We start from the raw sequence: 18,368 nt of genomic DNA, 5'->3' as shown, positions 1-18,368 counted from the left end.
TTAAGATTGGGGAGGAATAAGGATGAAGAAAAGGCCTTTTAAAGTGCTGTCTACGCTTGCGGCGGCAGCTGTGCTTAGTTGCACATTTGGGTTTGGTAGTCAATCTGTTTATGCGGCAACGCCGTCTAATGTAGAATCTTTAAGTCCAATTGATGAAAATTTAATTCCGGAGGATCGTCTAGCAGACGCGTTGAAGCAGCGTGGTGTAATTAGTAAATCTGCGTCGAAAGAAGACACATTAAAAGCTGTTGAAAAATATGTAGAGAAGAAAAAAGGCAAGAATGCTGGAAAAGAACCAGCAGCGGGGGACAGTGTCTCGAGAGAAGCTTCTGACTTTTTGAAAAAAGTGAAAGATGCAAAAGCAGATATGAAAGAAAAAGCTGATCAACCTATTGGTAGTCCGGTAGCTGGGCAAGAGCAGGTTAAAGGTGGATTAAACGGAAAAGTACCAACTTCTTCAGCGAAGCAAAAACAATATAATGGTGATGTTCGCAAAGATAAAGTACTTGTATTGCTAGTAGAATATGCTGATTTTAAGCATAACAATATTGATCAAGTACCAGGTTATATGTATTCAAACGATTTTACGCCAGAACATTATCAAAACATGTTGTTTGGTGATAAGCCGTTTACGTTATTTGATGGTTCGAAAATCTCGACATTTAAGCAATATTATGAAGAGCAATCAGGCGGTAGCTATACAGTTGATGGAACAGTAACAAAGTGGTTAACAGTTCCAGGTAAAGCAGCGGATTATGGTGCAGATGCTGGCGATGGCGGTCATGATAATAAAGGACCAAAAGGACCTCGTGATCTTGTAAAAGAGTCATTAGATGCAGCTGTAGCAAGCGGTATGGATTTATCTGAATTTGACCAGTATGATCAATATGACTTTGATGGAGACGGAAATAAAAATGAACCAGATGGACTGGTTGATCACTTAATGGTCATTCATGCTGGAGTTGGTCAAGATGGAGGCGGCGGTAGATTAGGTGATGACGCAATTTGGTCACACCGCTGGAATCTTGGAAAGCCATATCCAATTGAAGGAACAAAAGCAAAAGTGGATAACTGGGGCGGTAAAATGGCAGCATACGATTACACAATTGAGCCAGAAGACGGAGCAGTTGGTGTATTCGCACATGAGTTTGGTCATGATTTAGGTCTTCCAGATGAGTATGATACGCAATACTCTGGATCAGGTGAGCCGATTAACTCTTGGTCTGTTATGAGCGGCGGCAGCTGGGCAGGTAAAATTGCAGGTTCAACGCCACCAAGTTTCTCTCCGCAAAACAAAGAGTTCTTTCAAAAGAACATTGGCGGAAACTGGGCGAATATTGTAGAGACTGACTATGATAAATTAAATCGCGGTATCGGTTTTGCGACATACTTAGATCAAAGTGTAACGAAATCAGCTCGTCCTGGTCTGATTCGTGTTAACTTACCAGATAAAGATGTAAAAGGTATTGAGCCTGCATTTGGTAAGAAATATTACTTTAGTACAAAAGGCGATGATCTTCATACGACACTAGAAACGCCAGTGTTTGATTTAACAAATGCAACAAATGCGAAGTTTGATTACAAATCATTGTATGAAATTGAAACTGGTTGGGACTTCCTTGAAGTACATGCAGTGACAGAAGATGGTACGAAAACGTTAGTGGATCGAATTGGTGAAAAGAATGTTAAAAATGGTCTAGACACAACAGAAGGAAAATGGATAGATAAATCATATGACTTAAGCAAATTTAAAGGTCAAAAAGTAAAATTAGTATTCGAATACATTACAGATGGTGCTACGGCACCAAGTGGTTTTACTCTTGATAATGCAACATTAACTGTCGATGGAAAAGTTGTGTTCTCTGATGATGCAGAAGGTGAATCACAATTTAAATTAAACGGTTTCGTTGTATCAGACGGCTTTTATAAGAAGAAACATAACTACTATTTAGAGTGGAGAAACTATGCTGGTGCTGATGAAGCGTTAAAATATAGCAGCGGTGTAGCGTACAATACGGGTCTTGTTGTATGGTATGCAGACTCTAGCTTTACAGATAACTGGGTTGGTATTCATCCGGGCGAAGGTTTCTTAGGAGTTGTTGACTCTCACCCAGAGGCAATTGTTGGAACGTTAAACGGTAAACCAACTGTTAAAAATAGTACACGATATCAAATTGCAGATGCTGCGTTCTCCTTTAACCAAACACCAGCGTGGAAAGTTGTATCTCCATCGCGCGGAACATTTGAGTATAACGGATTACCAGGTGTAACGAAGTTTGATGATTCGAAATCTTATATGAACAACTTAATCCCAGATGCAGGGCGTAAAGTACCGAAACTTGGATTAAAATTCGAAGTCGTTGGACAAGCAGATGATAATTCTGCGGGTGCAGTTCGTTTATATCGTTAATAATGGAGAAGCTGTTGAAGGGGATTCCTTTCAACAGCTTTTTTCATAGAAACATATATTTCAAGTTATTAATAAAATAATAGTAACTACTCAGCTATACATTTCATTTAGAAGTTTGGTAAAGGGTATTATTCCAATTAAATTACGCTTACACCGTATTGTTGAGGATGTAGTTTAGCATTTATAGATGGAAACTGTACCATAAATAAAGGCATTTTTTTGAGGGAAATGACAATATACCAATGTCTTTGGGATGGTGATAGAAACCAGGACTTTTTTCTCTGTTTTTATATTTAGGATTATATCAGACCCACTTATGGGGTACGGCAACAATTCTTTTTTTTGGGGAGCCACTTACAAACGTAAAGCAAAAGAGAAGGTTATATGAATTGTCCTCCTCTCATGCTTAGATTAACCAGCTGCTTCAATTGGAATCGGTGATACAGGTATATCAAATTCAATATCTGGAGGACGCCGATTAAAATCTAGTCTATATTTTCCAAATCGGTTTACATGAAATGTTAAATAAGGGATATCACCACATTGCTATCAAGTTAAGAAATTATTTGTTCCCCAAAACGAAAAAAATGAGCAGGGATATTATAAATAACTGTGGAAAGATAAAAATTTCGTTTTGGGGTAATTTCAAAATAATAGCTTGATAGGCATGGGGTATCGCCTCATACCCATCAACTTAAGAATTTTATAACATCTCCAAGAGAAAATGTACATTTTTTCGTTTTGGGGTATTCGCTTTTCTTAGCTTGATGGCGATGGGGTGTCAATAACGAAAAAGTTATATCCCAAGCTCCTTATGAGGGTATGACCAATGATATCCGTTCAGGAAAAATAACTTTTTAATCGGAACGCTTTATTTGTATTTATCCATGGAAGTCAATCTACTAAAAATAAATCAAAAGGCTATCTTTGCAAGAATAGTCTTTTGGTTTATGGAACATGTTGAGGTATCTGGATTATAAAAAAAGCAAGATTGTGAAGATATGTACTGAATGGAAGAGTCTCGCATAAAATATGAAACCTATCCAAAGCATGTTGTTCCTGAGTTTGCTGATATCACATATTTCAAAAATGAGAGAGTCAATAATGAAAAAGTCATATTTCAGGCACCTTATGAGGGTATGACTAATGATATTCGTTTATTGAACAGATTGATTGTTTAAAGAATGCAAGAAGTGAAGGAATACACTTAAACAAACGGGGAGAGGGGTACTATAATTGGTCATAGTATCCCAACTGCTCTGAGATTTTTTTAGCACTCCTTTGTAACTCTTTAATTATTTCGTCGTATTCATTTGTCATAACATTTTTTGATTCTCCAATAAGGGCGAGAGAAGAAACGACCTCACCTGTATAATCTCGAATTGGCACAGCTAAACTGATAAACCCGATTGCATACATATCCTTTGTGACAGCGTATTGGTTGGAGCGGATTTTTAAAATTCTTTGTTTCAAAAGAACCGGGTCAGTATCTGTGTATTTTGTGTACTTTTTTAAATCCTGTGTGAGGACATTGTTTATAATGTCTTTACTTTTGAACGCTAAAATTACGAGTCCTTCTGCTGTACAGTGTATGTCGTTGTGCCGCCCGCTTTTCGTAATTAATTTCACGGGTTGATTGCCCATTTCACGTATTAAGTAGACAACACGATTGTGTTCCACTACGCAAATATGTGCTAGTAACTGAAAACGATTCGCAAGTTTGGTAAGTATTGGTATCGCATCTGTGTACATTTCTTTGTTCAATTGGACAATACCGCCTAATGCTAAATTTGATAGGCCAAGGCGATAATAACCATTTGATTTATTTTGGACTAAAAATCCTTCGTGTACTAGTTCTTTCACATAACGATGCACTGTGCTTTTAGATAAATCAAGCTTTTTCGCCATTTCTGTTATTCCTAATTCATTTTGCTTCGGTGTAAAAAGTCTTAAAATGCGCATGGCATTTTTTACAGAGGCAACTAAATATTTTTCATTGAATAAATGTTTCAATGTCAACATCCTTTATGTGGGCTTGAACGTATTTTGTAATATTTTCACTTGTGAAGAGTACGTTTTCGACGATCTTTTGTAAGTTTGGTAGGATTCGTTTCTTTGGACCAGCAACACTAATTGCAGCGAATGCTTGATTCTTTTTATTGTAAATGGGAGCTCCGACTGACACGATATTTTCAATGAATTCACCGTTACTAATAGAATAGCCTTGCTTTCGAATAGTCGCTAATTTTTCTTTTAACATAGGTAAACTTACAATTGAATATTGGGTCGTTTGTTCTAAACCATGTTCGAATAGTTTTTCAATCGTTAGAGGATTAATAAATGCTAAAATTGCTTGACCAGACGCCGTACAGTGTGCAGGGTTACGGCGTCCAATATGTGACAGTAATTGAACGCGGTGCTGGCTATCTTCTTTTTTTAAATATATGACATTAGTGTTTTCTAAAATAGCAATGTGTGAGGATTCACCTGTTTGTATAGTTAATTGTTTTAAAAAATGTGTAGTTTCCTTTAAGTTGGCTATTTGATCGATAACAGTATTCGATAGTGCGAGTATGGAAGATCCTAAACGATACGAATTAAACTTTATATTTCGATAAACAAATCCTTCGCTTTCTAATGTTTGAAGAAGTCTACAAGCTGTGCTTTTGGAAACACCAATATGATCTGCAATTTCGTATAATTTGAATTCTGGATGGTCAATAGAAAAGTTCTTTAAAATGCGAAGTGCATTTGTTAATGAGCTGTTTGTCGTACGAGACATAAATAAATATTCCCCCTATAAATAAACCATAACTCCAAAGAACAAAAGTTTTCTTTTATATATGAATACTACTTCAACCATAAGTAAACCTTCACAATTTATAAAAAAATTTGTTCTCCTTGTTCCACATAGCGGTATAAAAGCATTTTCATAGTGTTAATCTTGTTTTATTATTTTTACAAGGTTTATTGAATTTTTGTAAATTTCAATAAAATGAAAGTGAGGTGGATGTTTGGTGGATCATCAAGTCTACGAGACAAAAGTTGATCTTAAATCTTACCAAATGCAAAAGTTAAATGAGCTATTAGTTTTTGTTAAAGGCTTTAATGAGTTTTATAAGGAAAAACTTAAAGGTATAAACTTACCTATTACTTCACTGAAAGATTTAAGTCATCTACCATTTACAACGAAAAGCGAATTAGCTGAAGATCAAACCATAAATCCTCCATACGGTCGAAATCATTCATATCCAGAAGATAGCTATATTCGCTATCACCAGACATCAGGAACGACAGGACGACCTTTAAAGGTACTCGACACGACGGAAAGTTGGAATTGGTGGTCAGATTGTTGGTTGGTAGTTTTAAAATCTGCAGGTGTAACGAATAATGATCGTGCATATTTAGCATTTTCATTTGGACCTTTTATCGGGTTTTGGGCAGCACATGAAGCTGTTCAAAAACTTGGCAGCATGGCCATTCCAGGTGGGAGCATGTCTTCGGAGGAACGTTTAAACAGTATACTTCAAAACAAAGCAACAGTTCTTTTTTGCACACCAAGCTATGCACTTCATTTAGCAGAGGTGGCGGAAAAGTTGGGGCTAAATATTAAAGACTCAACTATTGAAAAAATCGTTACAGCTGGAGAACCAGGAGGATCGGTTCCTTCTACACGTTCTCAAATTGAACGATTATGGGGAGCTAAGCTATTTGATCATGTTGGAATGACTGAAATGGGTGCATACGGCTATTCTTGCAAAAAACAAAGTGGATTACATGTGAATGAAACACAATTCATTGCTGAGGTTATAAATCCAGATACCTTAGACCATGTGGCACCTGGTGAACGTGGAGAGCTCGTATTAACAAATCTTGGACGTTTCGGTTATCCGATGATTCGCTATCGTACTGGGGATGCTGTTGTATATAAACCGGATGCTTGTACATGTGGAAATCCATTTTTATTTTTACCAGGCGGTTTGTTAGGGCGTACAGATGATATGGTTGTCATACGTGGAGTTAATATTTACCCTTCATCTCTTGAAGCAATTGTTCGTGAATTCGACTCCATTAAGGAATTCCGAATTATTTATTATACAGAACAGGAAATGAATCAAGTAAAAATTCAAATTGAAGGCCCTGAAAAAGTTGTTCCGGCTTTAGCGCAATCGTTAAGAAAACGTGTGGGTCTCAGAATTGATGTTGAGCGAATGGAAGACAATTCCTTAATACGTTTCACGATGAAGGCTCGTCGTGTTATCGACAATCGTACTGCAAAATAGGGAGTGCATACCAAAGTACATTAAGGAGACATTTTCCACTGAAGGAATTGTATTATATTCAAGTTTATATTTAGAAAAATAAATCCATTTTAGTAGAGTAAAAGATTCTTTCATTAAATTATAGCTTAGGATAATTGAAACTTTTATAACACTAAAAAATAAATTTACCTGGAGGAACACTCATGAAATTAATTACATTTAGCCGTGAAGGAATTTCACATCGTACCGGGGCTATTCTTAATGATCAAGTTATTGATCTTCATATTGCATATAAGTCTTTACTAACATCAGAAGGAAAAATTCGTGCTCAACAAATTACAGATGCATATGTTCCAGCAGATATGACAGGGTTTTTACAAGGTGGAAATGAAAGCGCTAAACTTGCTAAAAAAGCAATTGAATTTGCTTTAGAAAATAAAACAGTAAATGGTTATAGACTTATATACGATTTAAGTGAAGTAAAAGTTGAAGCTCCGGTTCCAGCACCAGGAAAAATCATTTGTGTCGGTCATAACTATCGTGAACATATTTTGGAAATGAAGCGTGAACTTCCGCCATATCCGGTTGTATTCGCTAAGTTTGCGAATACTGTCGTTGGACCACAGGATGATATTCCATTCTTTCCAATTTCAGAACAGCTTGATTATGAAGCAGAGTTTGCTTTTGTAATTGGGAAACGTGCAAGAAATGTGTCACAAGCCGAAGCGCTTGATTATGTGGCCGGTTATACCATCGTGAATGACGTGACATACCGCGACTTGCAGCGCCGCACACTTCAATGGCTTCAAGGGAAAACGGTTGAAGGCAGTGCACCGATGGGGCCATGGCTGATTACTTCAGATGAACTTACAAATCCATCTGGTTTAGAAGTAGTACTAACCGTTAATGGTGAAGAACGCCAACGGTCCAATACAGCTAATCTAGTATTCTCTGTTCAGTATTTAATTGAATTTTTATCCAACTTGATGACGCTTGAGCCGGGAGATGTAATTTTAACAGGAACACCAGGAGGAGTCGGTGTTGCCCGTAATCCGCAGGTTTTCTTAAAGGATGGAGATATCGTAAGAATTGAAATTGATCAAATTGGCGTATTGGAAAATAAGGTTACAACTGTTAAAGAACCAGCAGAGGTGAAATAATCATGACGAGTTTAACGATAAATGACTCTATTGAAACTGTTAAGCAGTCACTGGATCAAATTCTTCTGAAAGCGAAAAGACTTTCAGAAGAAGTCATTCGCTGGAATCCTACAGAAGAAGAATGGTCCATTATGCAAATTCTTTGCCATCTTGTGGAAGCTGTCCCTTATTGGTTGGATGAAATTGAACTTCTTTTAGAGACTCCTGGTAAGGAATGGGGACGCGGTCTACAGCAAGAAGATCGTTTGGAGGCAGTAAATAAAGAAAAGGTTGATAGCACTTCAGTATCGGATGTTTTGAAACAACTTGAGGAACTTAAGTATCGCGTTGAGCAGACGTTAGGAAAATTAGATGAGGAGAAATTATCGCTTGAAGCACCAAGCCGAAATCCTCGCTTTGGAACAAAACCGATTTCCTTTATCGTCGATCATTTACTCGTAGAACACACAAGTAAGCATTTTGGCCAAATTGAGCGTAATTTATCCAAAGTCAATCAGTAATATTCGGGGGGGATATAGAATGGCAGAGCAAAACGAGTTTTTCAAAAGTAAAATTGTCCAAGACTTTACAAAAGATATTCGGCAATACAATCTCGGACCGCTTTGGGAGGCGATTCCGGCCTTAATGCATCACCAGCCTGAGCCGCATGCACAAGCATACCTTTGGAAATGGGAGCTGCTTGAGAAGAAATTAATGGAAGCGGCGCAAATCTTTACGCCAGATCGCGGCGGTGAACGAAGAGCTATTTATTTGCAAAATCCAGGTTTGGACTATCGTCAGCCATGGGGATGGGCTTCGACATCACAAACCCTTTATGCTGCAGTACAACTTCTCCAGCCGGGTGAAGTAGCTCCATCGCATCGTCATACGCAAAATGCATTACGTTTTATTACAAAAGGTGAAGGCGCTTACTCTATTGTAGAAGGCGAACGAATTTTTATGGAAGAAGGGGATTTTGTCATCACTCCCAAGAATCTATGGCATGGACATGGCCATGAGGGCACAGAGCCTATGATTTGGATGGATGTTCTTGATATCCCAACAATCTATATGATGGGCGGAACTTTCTTTGAGCCATATCCTGAAAGAATTGAACAGCCGAAAGTTCCTGATAATTATACAGCACAGCGCTATGAGGGTGGTATGGTTCGACCGATTTCTGATCGCAATTCTAAGGTAGCACCACTGGGCAATTATAAATGGAATAAAACATTACAAGCAATTGAAGGATTATCTCGCTTTGAGCCAGATCCATATGATGGATATGCGGTGGAATATATTAATCCATCAAACGGTGAAACAGCCAATCCAAACATTGGAGCTTGGATGCAAAAGCTTCCAAAAGGGTTCCACTCAAAGGCTCACCGTCATACACATTCAGCGATTTATCAAGTATTTAAAGGTTCTGGTTACAGCATTATTAATGGTGTTCGATTTGATTGGGCAAAAGGGGATTATTTTATCATTCCGAACTGGGCTGTACACGAGCATGTGGCATTAGAGGATACTTTCTTCTTCTCTGTAAATGATTTACCAATCATGGAAAAATTCGATCTTGAACAAGAAAAACCATTTGAGAGTAACAATGGCTATCAAGAAGTAACGGGAGAATTTGAACCTGCTATTTTAGTGTAAAAGTTTTAAAATCAACTGCTGGGGTTACTGGAAAAGAAGGAGATAAATAAATGGATTACAAAGTAAAAGTGCATTGGGGAGACACAGACGCTGCGGGAATAGTATTTTATCCGAATTATTATAAATGGATGGATGAAGCAACACATGAAATTTTCTCCTCAATAGGACATCCGACGGATACTTTATTTAAAGAGAATATTGTTTTACCTTTGATTGAAACACATTGTAATTTTAAACAACCAGTTCTATACAATACAGAACTGATAGTACGTTCGAAAATTGAATTTCTAAAAGAAAAAGTATTTAAATTATCACATCATTTTTATTGTGAAGGTCAACTTGTAGCGGAAGGCTATGAAGTCCGGGCTTGGGCTTCAACAGCAGAAGAGCGTACGAAGGCAGTCGCCATTCCAGAACATGTGAAAAAGAGACTATTAGAGGAGTAGATTAAAATGGCAAACATACGTGAAGTATTGGTGGTTGGTGCAGGTCCAGTTGGTATGACTGCTGCCCTTGCATTACATAATCAAGGTATTCGGGCAACCATTATTGAAGCCGAACCAGAAGGACGCGAGCGTGCAGGCAGTCGCGCCATTTATCTTCATAGAGAGACTTTAAAACTATTAGAAAGTATATCCTCAGGCTTAGGTTTCGAATTAGCGGATATTGGTATTGTTTGGCCAGTAAAGAAAACATACTATCGGGGAGAATCGGTTTACAAACGTGTGTATGAGCCACCGGCTCCAAACACAATTCCAGCGTTCTCAAGTTTACATCAGCACGAAATTGAAAAAGCGTTGTTTAAAGCCTGTCAAGCTGCCAATATTGAATTTATATGGGGAGAACCAGTGAAAGATGTAGTCACTTCAAATGATGGCGTTACGATTGAAACTGAAAAAGATGTTTGGAAAGCAAAATATGTTCTCGCAGCAGATGGTGCACATTCTGCAGTAAGAAAGTCAGTCGGAATCAAATTCGAAGGGCCGCGTACGAGTGATGCGTTTGTGGTAGTTGATGTAAAAGAGGATGAAGAAAATCCACTTCCAATAGAACGTACTTTCCATTATCAACATCCTGATGCTGGGGGACGCAATGTGATGTATGTCCCGTTTGCTGGAGGATGGCGAATCGATTTACAGTTATTTGATGAAGATGATAGGGCATATTACGGTTCAGAAGAGGGTGTACGCGAATGGCTTCCAAAAGTACTGGATCCAAAGTATACAGAACGTATTACATGGATATCAACCTATACCTTCTATCAAGTTGTTGCAGAAACCTACACTGATGAAAATTGTCGCATTATTTTAGCTGGTGAAGCTGCCCATTTATTCGCTCCTTTCGGTGCGCGCGGATTAAATTCAGGGGTACCGGATGCAATAGTTGGTGTGAAAGGTATTGTATCAGCATTAAAGGCTGATACAATTGAGGAAGCTCGTTCGGCCATTAAAGCTGCAGCAAATGAGCGTTTAAACGCTGGTCTATATAATCGTGAGTGTTCAAACTTAGCTCTTGAACATATTCAAGGTACGAATGAAGAGATTAAATTAAAACGGGAAATCAGCGCTTTCTTAGCACCTCATATTCCGAAATTAGGAAAATGGCTTGACGAAGGCCCATTTGGACCACGTTCTGGTCCACCAGCATTATCAACAAAGTACTAATATAAGTGAATGACCCCTCCTTAACACTCTTACGAGTTGTTTGAAGAAGGGGACTTCTGTTGGAAATACTGTTAAATTTGTTGAAGTAAAAAGCGGATGTTTTTGTTAATCAACATATTGGAAAAAAACATTTCTTATTTTGAGGCCATGGCTGTCTTGGATGAGATATTGATGAAAAATCCATTTCAGGGAAATATAGGCGTTATTTAAGGGTGAAATCGTAATGGTTTCATCCATTTTTATTTGAATTAATAGATTGGATAGATTTGATACGATTAACTATTATAATTGTATTGAAGAAAGTTCAAAACAATCTGTAAACTAGTAATAAAAGCAAGCTAGAATCTAACGTAAATATATCCAATCATAATTGAGGTGGAACTATGCAAGCAGAGGATTTATCGGTAGCAGATTTGGTCGCAGATTCATTGCTTTTCCAAAAGGATGAAGGAAAGGTATTTTTCAAGGATCGTAGAACTATTTTTACGGGAGCAGATTCATATGGAACCTTACGAAAAGACCTTATTTCTGTTTTGGGTCATGAACGGGCAAAGGTTTTTTTGCTTCGATATGGGTGGAATTGTGGCGTAAATGATGCAAAATATATAAAAGAAATGCTTCCATGGGAAGAGGAACTGGAATGGCTCCTTGCTGCCCAAAAGATTCACTCCATTGAGGGAACTGTTCTAGTTGATTCAATAGAACTTCGAGCTAACAAAGAGAAGGGTGAATTCTATTCAGAAGGATATTGGTATCATTCCTATGAAGCAGAACAGCATATTAAACATTTTGGTCACCACCATGAGCCCGTATGCTCCACGCTGATAGGATATGCTGGGGGCTATGGAAGTTACTATTTAGGACGGAGGGTTGTTTTTAAAGAAGTTGAGTGTGTTGATAAGGGGGACCCTTATTGTAGATATATTGGAAAACCAATTGAAGACTGGGGTACTGAAATAAATGATATTCTGCCTCTTTATGAGGAAGAGAATCTATCAATAGAATTAGATAGGGCTTATCGGAGTATTGAAAAACAAAAAGAGGATTTAAAGAAGGCTCTAAACATTAATGAGAAGCTGTCGAATGTCCTGATACAAGGAGGTGGGTTAGCAGAAATTGTGAGAAAGTTAGGTGAAAGCCTAAAAACACCTGTTGCCTTTGACGATCAAAATTTTAATAGAATCGAATCGTTTGGTGATTATCGAGAACAAAATGGGATTCACTTTGTAGGATCTGATTATGTTATTTGTGAAATAAAATACTAAGTTTGATTTACCGCATCTCATACTGTTAATCCATTTAATTAAGATACCCTCACAATGGAAACAACGGCTTATCCAGCAATTTTTTTAGCCGTGTACATTATCAAAATCGTGAAACAAAGAAACTGGAGAATCAAGAGCTAAATCGACTTTGTAAAAATCATACGATACCAAATGAGTTAATTATCGACTTCAATTCGGGTGTCACTGCAACGTTAATTGCATGGTGGTTACAAAATAGAAAAAGTATTTCAGCAGAGGAAATGGATAGATACTTTCATCAAATGATCAATCAAGATGTTTTTGGATTTGAAATAGAAGATTAGGGATCATTTTCAAAACGAAGAAAGGGCGTCCCTCCGTCATTTTTGACGACTTTTGGGACACCCAAATTTATCGGATAACTTGGCTTAGCGGTGAACCTTCAGCGGTAAGCTGGATAAGGCCCGGCCAGCAGCTGAGGTCTGTAAACTTGTCTCCAAATTGAAGCCTGGAACCGATTCAATACGAGAAAATGTTTCCATAAAAATTTTGAACGCTTTGTTAGCTTCCAATCTCGCCAGTGGCGCACCGAGACAGAAGTGCGGCCCATTGCCAAACGTTTGATGTCTGTTGTTATTTTTTCGGTGAATATTCACAGTAAATGGATCTTCGAATACATCCTCATCAAAGTTTGCCGCGCTATTCCAAGTGATCACCAAATCACCTTTCTTCAACTCAACGCCTAGAACATTGTTATCTACTTTCACTTCACGGTCCAATGCGATAACGTGGAAACGGTAACGAAGCATCTCCTCAACAAAATTAGGTACGAGGTTTATATTGCTTCTTAATTCTTCGTAAAGTTTAGGAGCATCATATAGCAATGAGTAGAATGAATTAGCCAACAATAGACTTGTTGTTTCAACACCCGCCGCAAGAAGAAACATAGTCACACGAACAACTTCTTCATCCGTAAACTTTTCTCCTTCGCTTTCAACTTGAATTAAATCAGAAAGAATGTCGTCTGAAAGCTGCTTTCTTTTTTCCACAACGATTGGATACAGATAATTAAAGTAATCCATCGCTGCCTTCGCCTTTTGTTGAGCCACTTCCTCGGCATTTTCACTATTGAACGGCATGAACAAGATATCGACCCATTTCTTAAACAGTAGTTTGTCTTTATGCGGAACCCCAAGCAAATCGGCCATTACTATGATCGGAAGGGGGGTTGTAAAATCTTTGACAATGTCGATCTCCGACTTATCCCCCATTTCGGCAATCAAATCGTTAATAATCTGTTCAATACGCGGCTCCCAAACTTTGAGACTTCTAGGGGTGAAAGCAGCTGAAAGTAGAGAACGTGACTTGCGATGTTCTGGTGGATCCGTTTCATTAATCTTTAAGCGATCTGGGACGCTGCCTTCCTCTGTGTCTGCCCCAATCTGGGAAATGGAACGGTGGCGTTTACTTGAAAATAGTTCATAGTCTGTAAGAACTCGCTTAACGTCTTCATATTTGAAAACATTCCAAGTGTCCGTACCTGCATGATAGTAAATCGGATGCTCCGTCAGCATTTTTTTATACCAAGAAAATGGAGCAAATTCTTCGGATTTAGTTTTGAAACCCTTAATTTCAGAAGTTGAAAGAACTGTATTTTCCATACAAACCCTCCATGTCTAATTAGAGTACAATAGAACAAAATTTGACTACCTAATCCGTCTAGCCCAGAAATATACTCTCCTTAGATCACCTCCTGCATTGATTATTTTTAATACGTTTCTATACTAAGGAGTATGTGTAATATAATATACATATGTAGATTAAAAAGGGAGGGTCAAATTTCGAAAGTTGTATAATTAATCTACAGAAAAGGAGAAGTGTAGATGAAAAGTAATGAGGAACAGCTGGATTTACGTATTAGACGTACACATAAATTTTTATGGGAGTCTTTATTTGAATTAATGACACAATCAAAACAGAAATATAGTTCTATTACCATTAACCAAATCTGCGATCGTGCGATGGTGCATCGAACAACATTTTATAAACATTTTGAAGATAAAAACGCGTTATTGGTTTTTGGATTTAAGCAATATCTAGAGGGGAATTTTACCACAACACTTTTAGATCGATTAACTAAACCATTTCAAGTGATGGAACAATTTTTACATCATAAAGAAATTGGTAAAATATTAGAGTCACAAATGGATGATGAACAATTTATTAGCTTTATGCATTATCAAACTCGTGAAATGAAAAAGCAGGAGAATCAAGAATTAAATCGACTTTGTAAAAATCATACAGTACCAATTGAGTTAATTATCGAATTCCATTCTGGTGTAATTACAACATTAAGTGCATGGTGGTTACAAAATAGAAAAAGTGTTTCAGCAGAAGAAATGGACAGATACTTCCGTCAAATGATCAATCAAGATATTTTTCAATTTGAAAGGGAATGAATAAAGGCGTTTTTGGTGTAAGAAATTTATCGTTATATTGGATTTAGAAAAATTGCAGCGAACAAACAAGTTGAAAAATCAAAGTGGATTTATATTAATGGGGAGAATCGAATGGGGAAATATTATATTTATGAATCAAAGGTAAAAGTAATCGGATTATTGTTTTTGATTTTGGCAATTGAAGCGATGTTTCTTTTTATTGCTACGTATGCATTTTTATCTGAGGAGCCTAATTTTGTAATTGGGTTTTTATTTGGAGTTTTTGCGTTAGTTGTCCTAATTGCTCTTTGGAAAGTTATTCAAAAAATTATTGCAAAAAATCCAGCCGTCATTTTAGAGCCGAAATATATTACAATTATTAACACCCCAAAATATCCTGTGAAAATTGCTTTGGAGGATGTATACGGTTTGTTACCTTATACAATCGGAGGGCAAAGGTATTTAGGAATTGTGATGGAAGATGATATTGAAGAGCGCTATATCACCTCTATACCATCAAAAGGACAACGGCTGTATCAAGTTAATAAACGTTCTGGATTTACACCATTTTATATTCATTTGAATTTATTGAAAATCAATACAGATTCATTACTTGAAAAGTTAGGAGAGTATGATATAAGCTTTTTAATTTCTGAAGATGAAGCGAAATAATATAACAGATGAATTGATTTAGGTATTATGAAAAAACATCTCGATAAAAAGAGATGTTTTTTTATTTTGTCCTGACGCTCGCAATTCTTCCGTTTTCGCCCTTTTCACTTCTACGGATTTCTTAAATCGTATGGCACTTGTGAATTTGAAATAAAGTCACAATGTTTGTAAGAAAGATGCAAAGTTTTAAATAAATTCGTGAAGTTTCTAATAATAGATGAGATTTTTTGTCTCTTCAATCAAAGAATTCCAATTCTCTATCATCAGTTTACTGTTGGTTACCTTAATTCATGGTCTTGTAAATTTGAAATAAAGTTACTACGTTAAAAAAAAAAGATGCGATGTTTTGAACAAAGTCACGATGTTTCTAAAAAAGGTACGATGTTATTGTTAAATGACAATACAGTCTTTAAAAAAATAATAAAGTTGTTTATTTCTTATTGGACTGAAGGAGTAGTTATAGTTAATAACCTTAAAAAATAGGGACTACTTATGTGGTAAAATAATATAAAAATTCAATTTAAAGGAGGTATTAAAGGAAGTGGCTATTAAAAACCTTAAAACCAATGAATATTCCGAATTAGAAGGAGAGGCCTATTTCAAATTATTCGATCAAAATATTCTGGTATACATAGACCAAAATGCAGATATTGAATACGCAGAACTATGTATAACATACTTAAATGCTTTAAGTGAGGAACTGATAAATAAACTTTGTAAAGCATCTATTAGATACTGTAATGAATTTCTTGATGATATAGGTGAAGATATTATAGAATTTTCTAAACCGACAGATGTTCTACTTTATATTACACCAAATACTATATGTATCCCGAATCCTAAAAATAAATTTGAACCTGTCATTGATTTAGAATTAAATTGCACATGGGAAGAAGAACATGGTATGGAATGGGTCATTCGCAGTGGAAAAGTTATGTATGTCGGAGCATTTAATGGAATAAATCCATATGGGGATTGTGATATCGGAAAAGATTGGAATTATGTTTAATGTATGATTTCATAGAAATGTAATCAAAAAATATACTAATTTTCTTATTAAACTAAAAGATGTTTTTGTTTAATAAATTTAAACATCTTCAATATCTTTTAATGTTATTATATTCATATAGTTAAATGTATTATTTAAAAACTTTATTATTTCTACACAGTTTTTATTTGTTGTAGATTTGAAATAAAGTCGTACTGTTTATAAAAAAGATGTACCGTTTTGTTTTTTGCAATATCAAAGTGCAGACAAATGAAGAGAAACATACACAGGCTTGCCAACATTTATATTCAATTTTATTAAATAGTAGAAAGTGCGTTCTTTAAACGATAACTTTCTCCAGTAAAAGCTAATATGTGTGCGTGATGGACAAGTCTGTCTACTAAGGCTGCTGTTAATATATTGTCACCAAATACTTTATTCCACTGTCCGAACTTTAAATTCGAGGTCACAATTACACTTTTTTGTTCATAACAGTCTGCAATTATATGAAACAATAATTCTGAACCATCTTTTTGAAATGGTACATATCCTAATTCATCTAAAATTAATACATCACAGGTTTCAATGCTTCTTTTAATTTTTTGAAGTGTTCCTTTTTCAAATCCATTCTCTAAATGATAAAAAAGGGGAATCTCTATGAAATTGCTACGTTCATTTACTGAGTGTTAAGAAAGGGATATTCCATATACAACACGTTAATAACTTCCACAATCGCTTAAAAGGTTGGTTGTGGGAACTCAGTATTTGGACAACTTACCTCTATTGGTTCCGTTGGCTCGAATTAGGCAAGGATTTAGCATTTGATAAACGAGTAGAGAAAATGCTCATTTCAGCGTGTCAAAAATATAATCGTATAACAGTCGGTATGCTTAGAAGTGCATAATGGGTCCCACCACATGCTCATCAAGCTAATATTTTGAAGAATCCCCAAAACAAAATTTTTATCTCTCTAGTGAAAAAACCCGTATCTTTTAATAGAAAATTAAGGATGTTATTAACCACTGTAATAATTTAAAAAAGCCTATTATTCTCTCTTTCGTCATGTCCACTTATTTTTCAAGTTTCGAAATTATATTCTAACGTTTTAGTTGCATACTCAAATTTCATTAATATTGAAACTTCAGTATTACCTTTCCATGAAATTTTATAGCGATTTGGATGATTAGACTCTAAATAATTAGATATTCTTACCTTTTCTGTTTTTACTACCTTTCTTTTTTCCGTAAAGTAAATTTTCACTTCTGTATCACCTAAAATATGCCCGTGTGCAATCCCTCTAATGTCTAATTGATTTAATTGGTTTGGTGATGCACCCTTTAAAAGGGGTGTCTCAACTTCTTCAAAAAACACCCAATAAACAGCGTATATAATTGATGCAATAACAATGCCTATACTCAATAAGAATGTTAAGAAGCAACCGATACTATTCTTTTTTCTTTCATCATTAATTATCCATTGACTCATATTAATTTCACCACTTCAATTTAATATAATTAAATAGAAAGCTTAAAAATAGATAATAATAGTTTTTATTAAGTAATTTCATTTCTATTCGCATTTTTCAGTCTAATATTTTATTTTAATGAAGGCAAGCTTTAATAGTTCATAAATAAAAACAGATCAAAACAATCAAACTTTATTTCAAAGGTACAGTAGAATCATAGGAAAGGATGGCATATTTTTTTCATTTTAAGGGAATTTCATTTTGTTAGCTTGCTAACGATGGGGTGAGCTCCCGTTAACCAGTTTAATTTATTAAAGGGCAATTTTGTGGAATAAGGATTCCGTTCCAAATAACTGGAATCTTCAATTATCTTTTTGTATATTTAAATTTGGAGGCAATAAACGCTCCAATATTTGAAAATTTCAAGAAA

16 protein-coding genes and 3 pseudogenes are annotated in these 18,368 nt (G+C 36.0%); 14 read left to right on the top strand and 5 right to left on the bottom strand.

The window, feature by feature from the left end; genetic code table 11:
- Positions 1-22: 22 nt before the first annotated feature.
- Complete coding sequence (locus M014_RS0109605) at positions 23-2,410, top strand: immune inhibitor A domain-containing protein (protein WP_026591527.1); 2,388 nt, start codon at positions 23-25, stop codon at positions 2,408-2,410.
- 1,010 nt (positions 2,411-3,420) lie between these two features.
- Positions 3,421-3,591: pseudogene (locus M014_RS29135) on the top strand (phenolic acid decarboxylase); the annotation flags it as partial.
- Between the two features lie 49 nt (positions 3,592-3,640).
- Here the strand turns inward: M014_RS29135 and M014_RS0109595 are convergent.
- Positions 3,641-4,423, bottom strand: coding sequence for an IclR family transcriptional regulator (locus tag M014_RS0109595; RefSeq protein WP_026591526.1), 783 nt, complete (start codon positions 4,421-4,423; stop codon positions 3,641-3,643).
- Positions 4,404-5,192, bottom strand: coding sequence for an IclR family transcriptional regulator (locus M014_RS0109590; protein ID WP_026591525.1), 789 nt, complete (start codon positions 5,190-5,192; stop codon positions 4,404-4,406). The genes M014_RS0109595 and M014_RS0109590 overlap by 20 nt, the downstream gene beginning before the upstream one ends.
- A 235-nt stretch (positions 5,193-5,427) precedes the next feature.
- On the opposite strand from M014_RS0109590, the gene M014_RS0109585 reads away from it, so the two are divergent.
- From M014_RS0109585 to M014_RS30040, 8 genes and pseudogenes are all read left to right on the top strand, one after another.
- On the top strand, positions 5,428-6,693 hold the full coding sequence (locus tag M014_RS0109585) for a phenylacetate--CoA ligase family protein (protein WP_026591524.1): 1,266 nt from the start codon (positions 5,428-5,430) through the stop codon (positions 6,691-6,693).
- Positions 6,694-6,875: 182 nt separating this feature from the next.
- Entirely contained in the window at positions 6,876-7,832 is a 957-nt protein-coding gene (locus tag M014_RS0109580) for a fumarylacetoacetate hydrolase family protein (RefSeq protein ID WP_026591523.1), read from the top strand.
- Positions 7,833-7,834: 2 nt separating this feature from the next.
- The gene (locus M014_RS0109575; protein WP_026591522.1) at positions 7,835-8,332 is read left to right on the top strand and encodes a DinB family protein; all 498 of its coding nucleotides are present in this window, start codon (positions 7,835-7,837) and stop codon (positions 8,330-8,332) included.
- 19 nt (positions 8,333-8,351) lie between these two features.
- Positions 8,352-9,467, top strand: a complete 1,116-nt coding sequence (locus M014_RS0109570; protein WP_026591521.1) for a cupin domain-containing protein — start codon at positions 8,352-8,354, stop codon at positions 9,465-9,467.
- A gap of 50 nt (positions 9,468-9,517) precedes the next feature.
- A complete protein-coding gene (locus M014_RS0109565; RefSeq protein ID WP_026591520.1) occupies positions 9,518-9,913 on the top strand; it encodes an acyl-CoA thioesterase in 396 nt (131 codons plus the stop codon).
- A 6-nt stretch (positions 9,914-9,919) separates the two neighbouring features.
- Entirely contained in the window at positions 9,920-11,131 is a 1,212-nt protein-coding gene (locus tag M014_RS0109560) for an FAD-dependent monooxygenase (protein ID WP_026591519.1), read from the top strand.
- Positions 11,132-11,514: 383 nt separating this feature from the next.
- Positions 11,515-12,396, top strand: a complete 882-nt coding sequence (locus M014_RS0109555) for a XylR N-terminal domain-containing protein (RefSeq protein WP_026591518.1) — start codon at positions 11,515-11,517, stop codon at positions 12,394-12,396.
- 80 nt (positions 12,397-12,476) lie between these two features.
- Positions 12,477-12,719 (top strand): annotated as a pseudogene (locus tag M014_RS30040) (TetR/AcrR family transcriptional regulator); the annotation flags it as partial.
- A gap of 84 nt (positions 12,720-12,803) precedes the next feature.
- On the opposite strand, the gene M014_RS0109550 reads toward M014_RS30040, so the two are convergent.
- The gene (locus tag M014_RS0109550; RefSeq protein ID WP_026591517.1) at positions 12,804-14,036 is read right to left on the bottom strand and encodes a cytochrome P450; all 1,233 of its coding nucleotides are present in this window, start codon (positions 14,034-14,036) and stop codon (positions 12,804-12,806) included.
- 222 nt (positions 14,037-14,258) lie between these two features.
- On the opposite strand from M014_RS0109550, the gene M014_RS0109545 reads away from it, so the two are divergent.
- The 3 genes from M014_RS0109545 (at position 14,259) to M014_RS0109535 (ending at position 16,494) form a co-directional block, all read left to right on the top strand.
- Positions 14,259-14,834: a TetR/AcrR family transcriptional regulator gene (locus tag M014_RS0109545; protein ID WP_026591516.1), complete on the top strand. Its 576-nt coding sequence runs from the start codon at positions 14,259-14,261 to the stop codon at positions 14,832-14,834.
- A 111-nt stretch (positions 14,835-14,945) separates the two neighbouring features.
- Entirely contained in the window at positions 14,946-15,485 is a 540-nt protein-coding gene (locus tag M014_RS0109540) for an STM3941 family protein (RefSeq protein ID WP_026591515.1), read from the top strand.
- A 541-nt stretch (positions 15,486-16,026) separates the two neighbouring features.
- The gene (locus M014_RS0109535; protein ID WP_026591514.1) at positions 16,027-16,494 is read left to right on the top strand and encodes a DUF6985 domain-containing protein; all 468 of its coding nucleotides are present in this window, start codon (positions 16,027-16,029) and stop codon (positions 16,492-16,494) included.
- A gap of 296 nt (positions 16,495-16,790) precedes the next feature.
- On the opposite strand, the gene M014_RS28160 is transcribed toward M014_RS0109535, so the two are convergent.
- A complete protein-coding gene (locus M014_RS28160; protein ID WP_269321434.1) occupies positions 16,791-17,132 on the bottom strand; it encodes an ATP-binding protein in 342 nt (113 codons plus the stop codon).
- 26 nt (positions 17,133-17,158) lie between these two features.
- Between M014_RS28160 and M014_RS29620 the strand changes: the two are divergent.
- Positions 17,159-17,377: pseudogene (locus tag M014_RS29620) on the top strand (IS1595 family transposase); the annotation flags it as partial.
- A gap of 173 nt (positions 17,378-17,550) precedes the next feature.
- Here the strand turns inward: M014_RS29620 and M014_RS26730 are convergent.
- A complete protein-coding gene (locus tag M014_RS26730) occupies positions 17,551-17,958 on the bottom strand; it encodes a hypothetical protein (protein ID WP_035414835.1) in 408 nt (135 codons plus the stop codon).
- Positions 17,959-18,368: the final 410 nt, after the last annotated feature.

The organism is Bacillus sp. UNC437CL72CviS29, assembly GCF_000482345.1.
Taxonomy (GTDB): domain Bacteria; phylum Bacillota; class Bacilli; order Bacillales; family Bacillaceae_G; genus Bacillus_A; species Bacillus_A arachidis.
The sequence above is the reverse complement of the archived record's forward strand: the minus strand, read 5'-3'. Positions and strand labels throughout refer to the sequence as shown.

Coding starts and splice junctions, on each gene's coding strand:
- M014_RS0109605 (WP_026591527.1), top strand. CDS start 23: ATGAAGAAAAGGCCTTTTAAAGTGCTGTCTACGCTTGCGGCGGCAGCT.
- M014_RS0109590 (WP_026591525.1), bottom strand. CDS start 5,192: ATGTCTCGTACGACAAACAGCTCATTAACAAATGCACTTCGCATTTTA.
- M014_RS0109580 (WP_026591523.1), top strand. CDS start 6,876: ATGAAATTAATTACATTTAGCCGTGAAGGAATTTCACATCGTACCGGG.
- M014_RS0109575 (WP_026591522.1), top strand. CDS start 7,835: ATGACGAGTTTAACGATAAATGACTCTATTGAAACTGTTAAGCAGTCA.
- M014_RS0109570 (WP_026591521.1), top strand. CDS start 8,352: ATGGCAGAGCAAAACGAGTTTTTCAAAAGTAAAATTGTCCAAGACTTT.
- M014_RS0109565 (WP_026591520.1), top strand. CDS start 9,518: ATGGATTACAAAGTAAAAGTGCATTGGGGAGACACAGACGCTGCGGGA.
- M014_RS0109560 (WP_026591519.1), top strand. CDS start 9,920: ATGGCAAACATACGTGAAGTATTGGTGGTTGGTGCAGGTCCAGTTGGT.
- M014_RS0109555 (WP_026591518.1), top strand. CDS start 11,515: ATGCAAGCAGAGGATTTATCGGTAGCAGATTTGGTCGCAGATTCATTG.
- M014_RS0109550 (WP_026591517.1), bottom strand. CDS start 14,036: ATGGAAAATACAGTTCTTTCAACTTCTGAAATTAAGGGTTTCAAAACT.
- M014_RS0109545 (WP_026591516.1), top strand. CDS start 14,259: ATGAAAAGTAATGAGGAACAGCTGGATTTACGTATTAGACGTACACAT.
- M014_RS0109540 (WP_026591515.1), top strand. CDS start 14,946: ATGGGGAAATATTATATTTATGAATCAAAGGTAAAAGTAATCGGATTA.
- M014_RS26730 (WP_035414835.1), bottom strand. CDS start 17,958: ATGAGTCAATGGATAATTAATGATGAAAGAAAAAAGAATAGTATCGGT.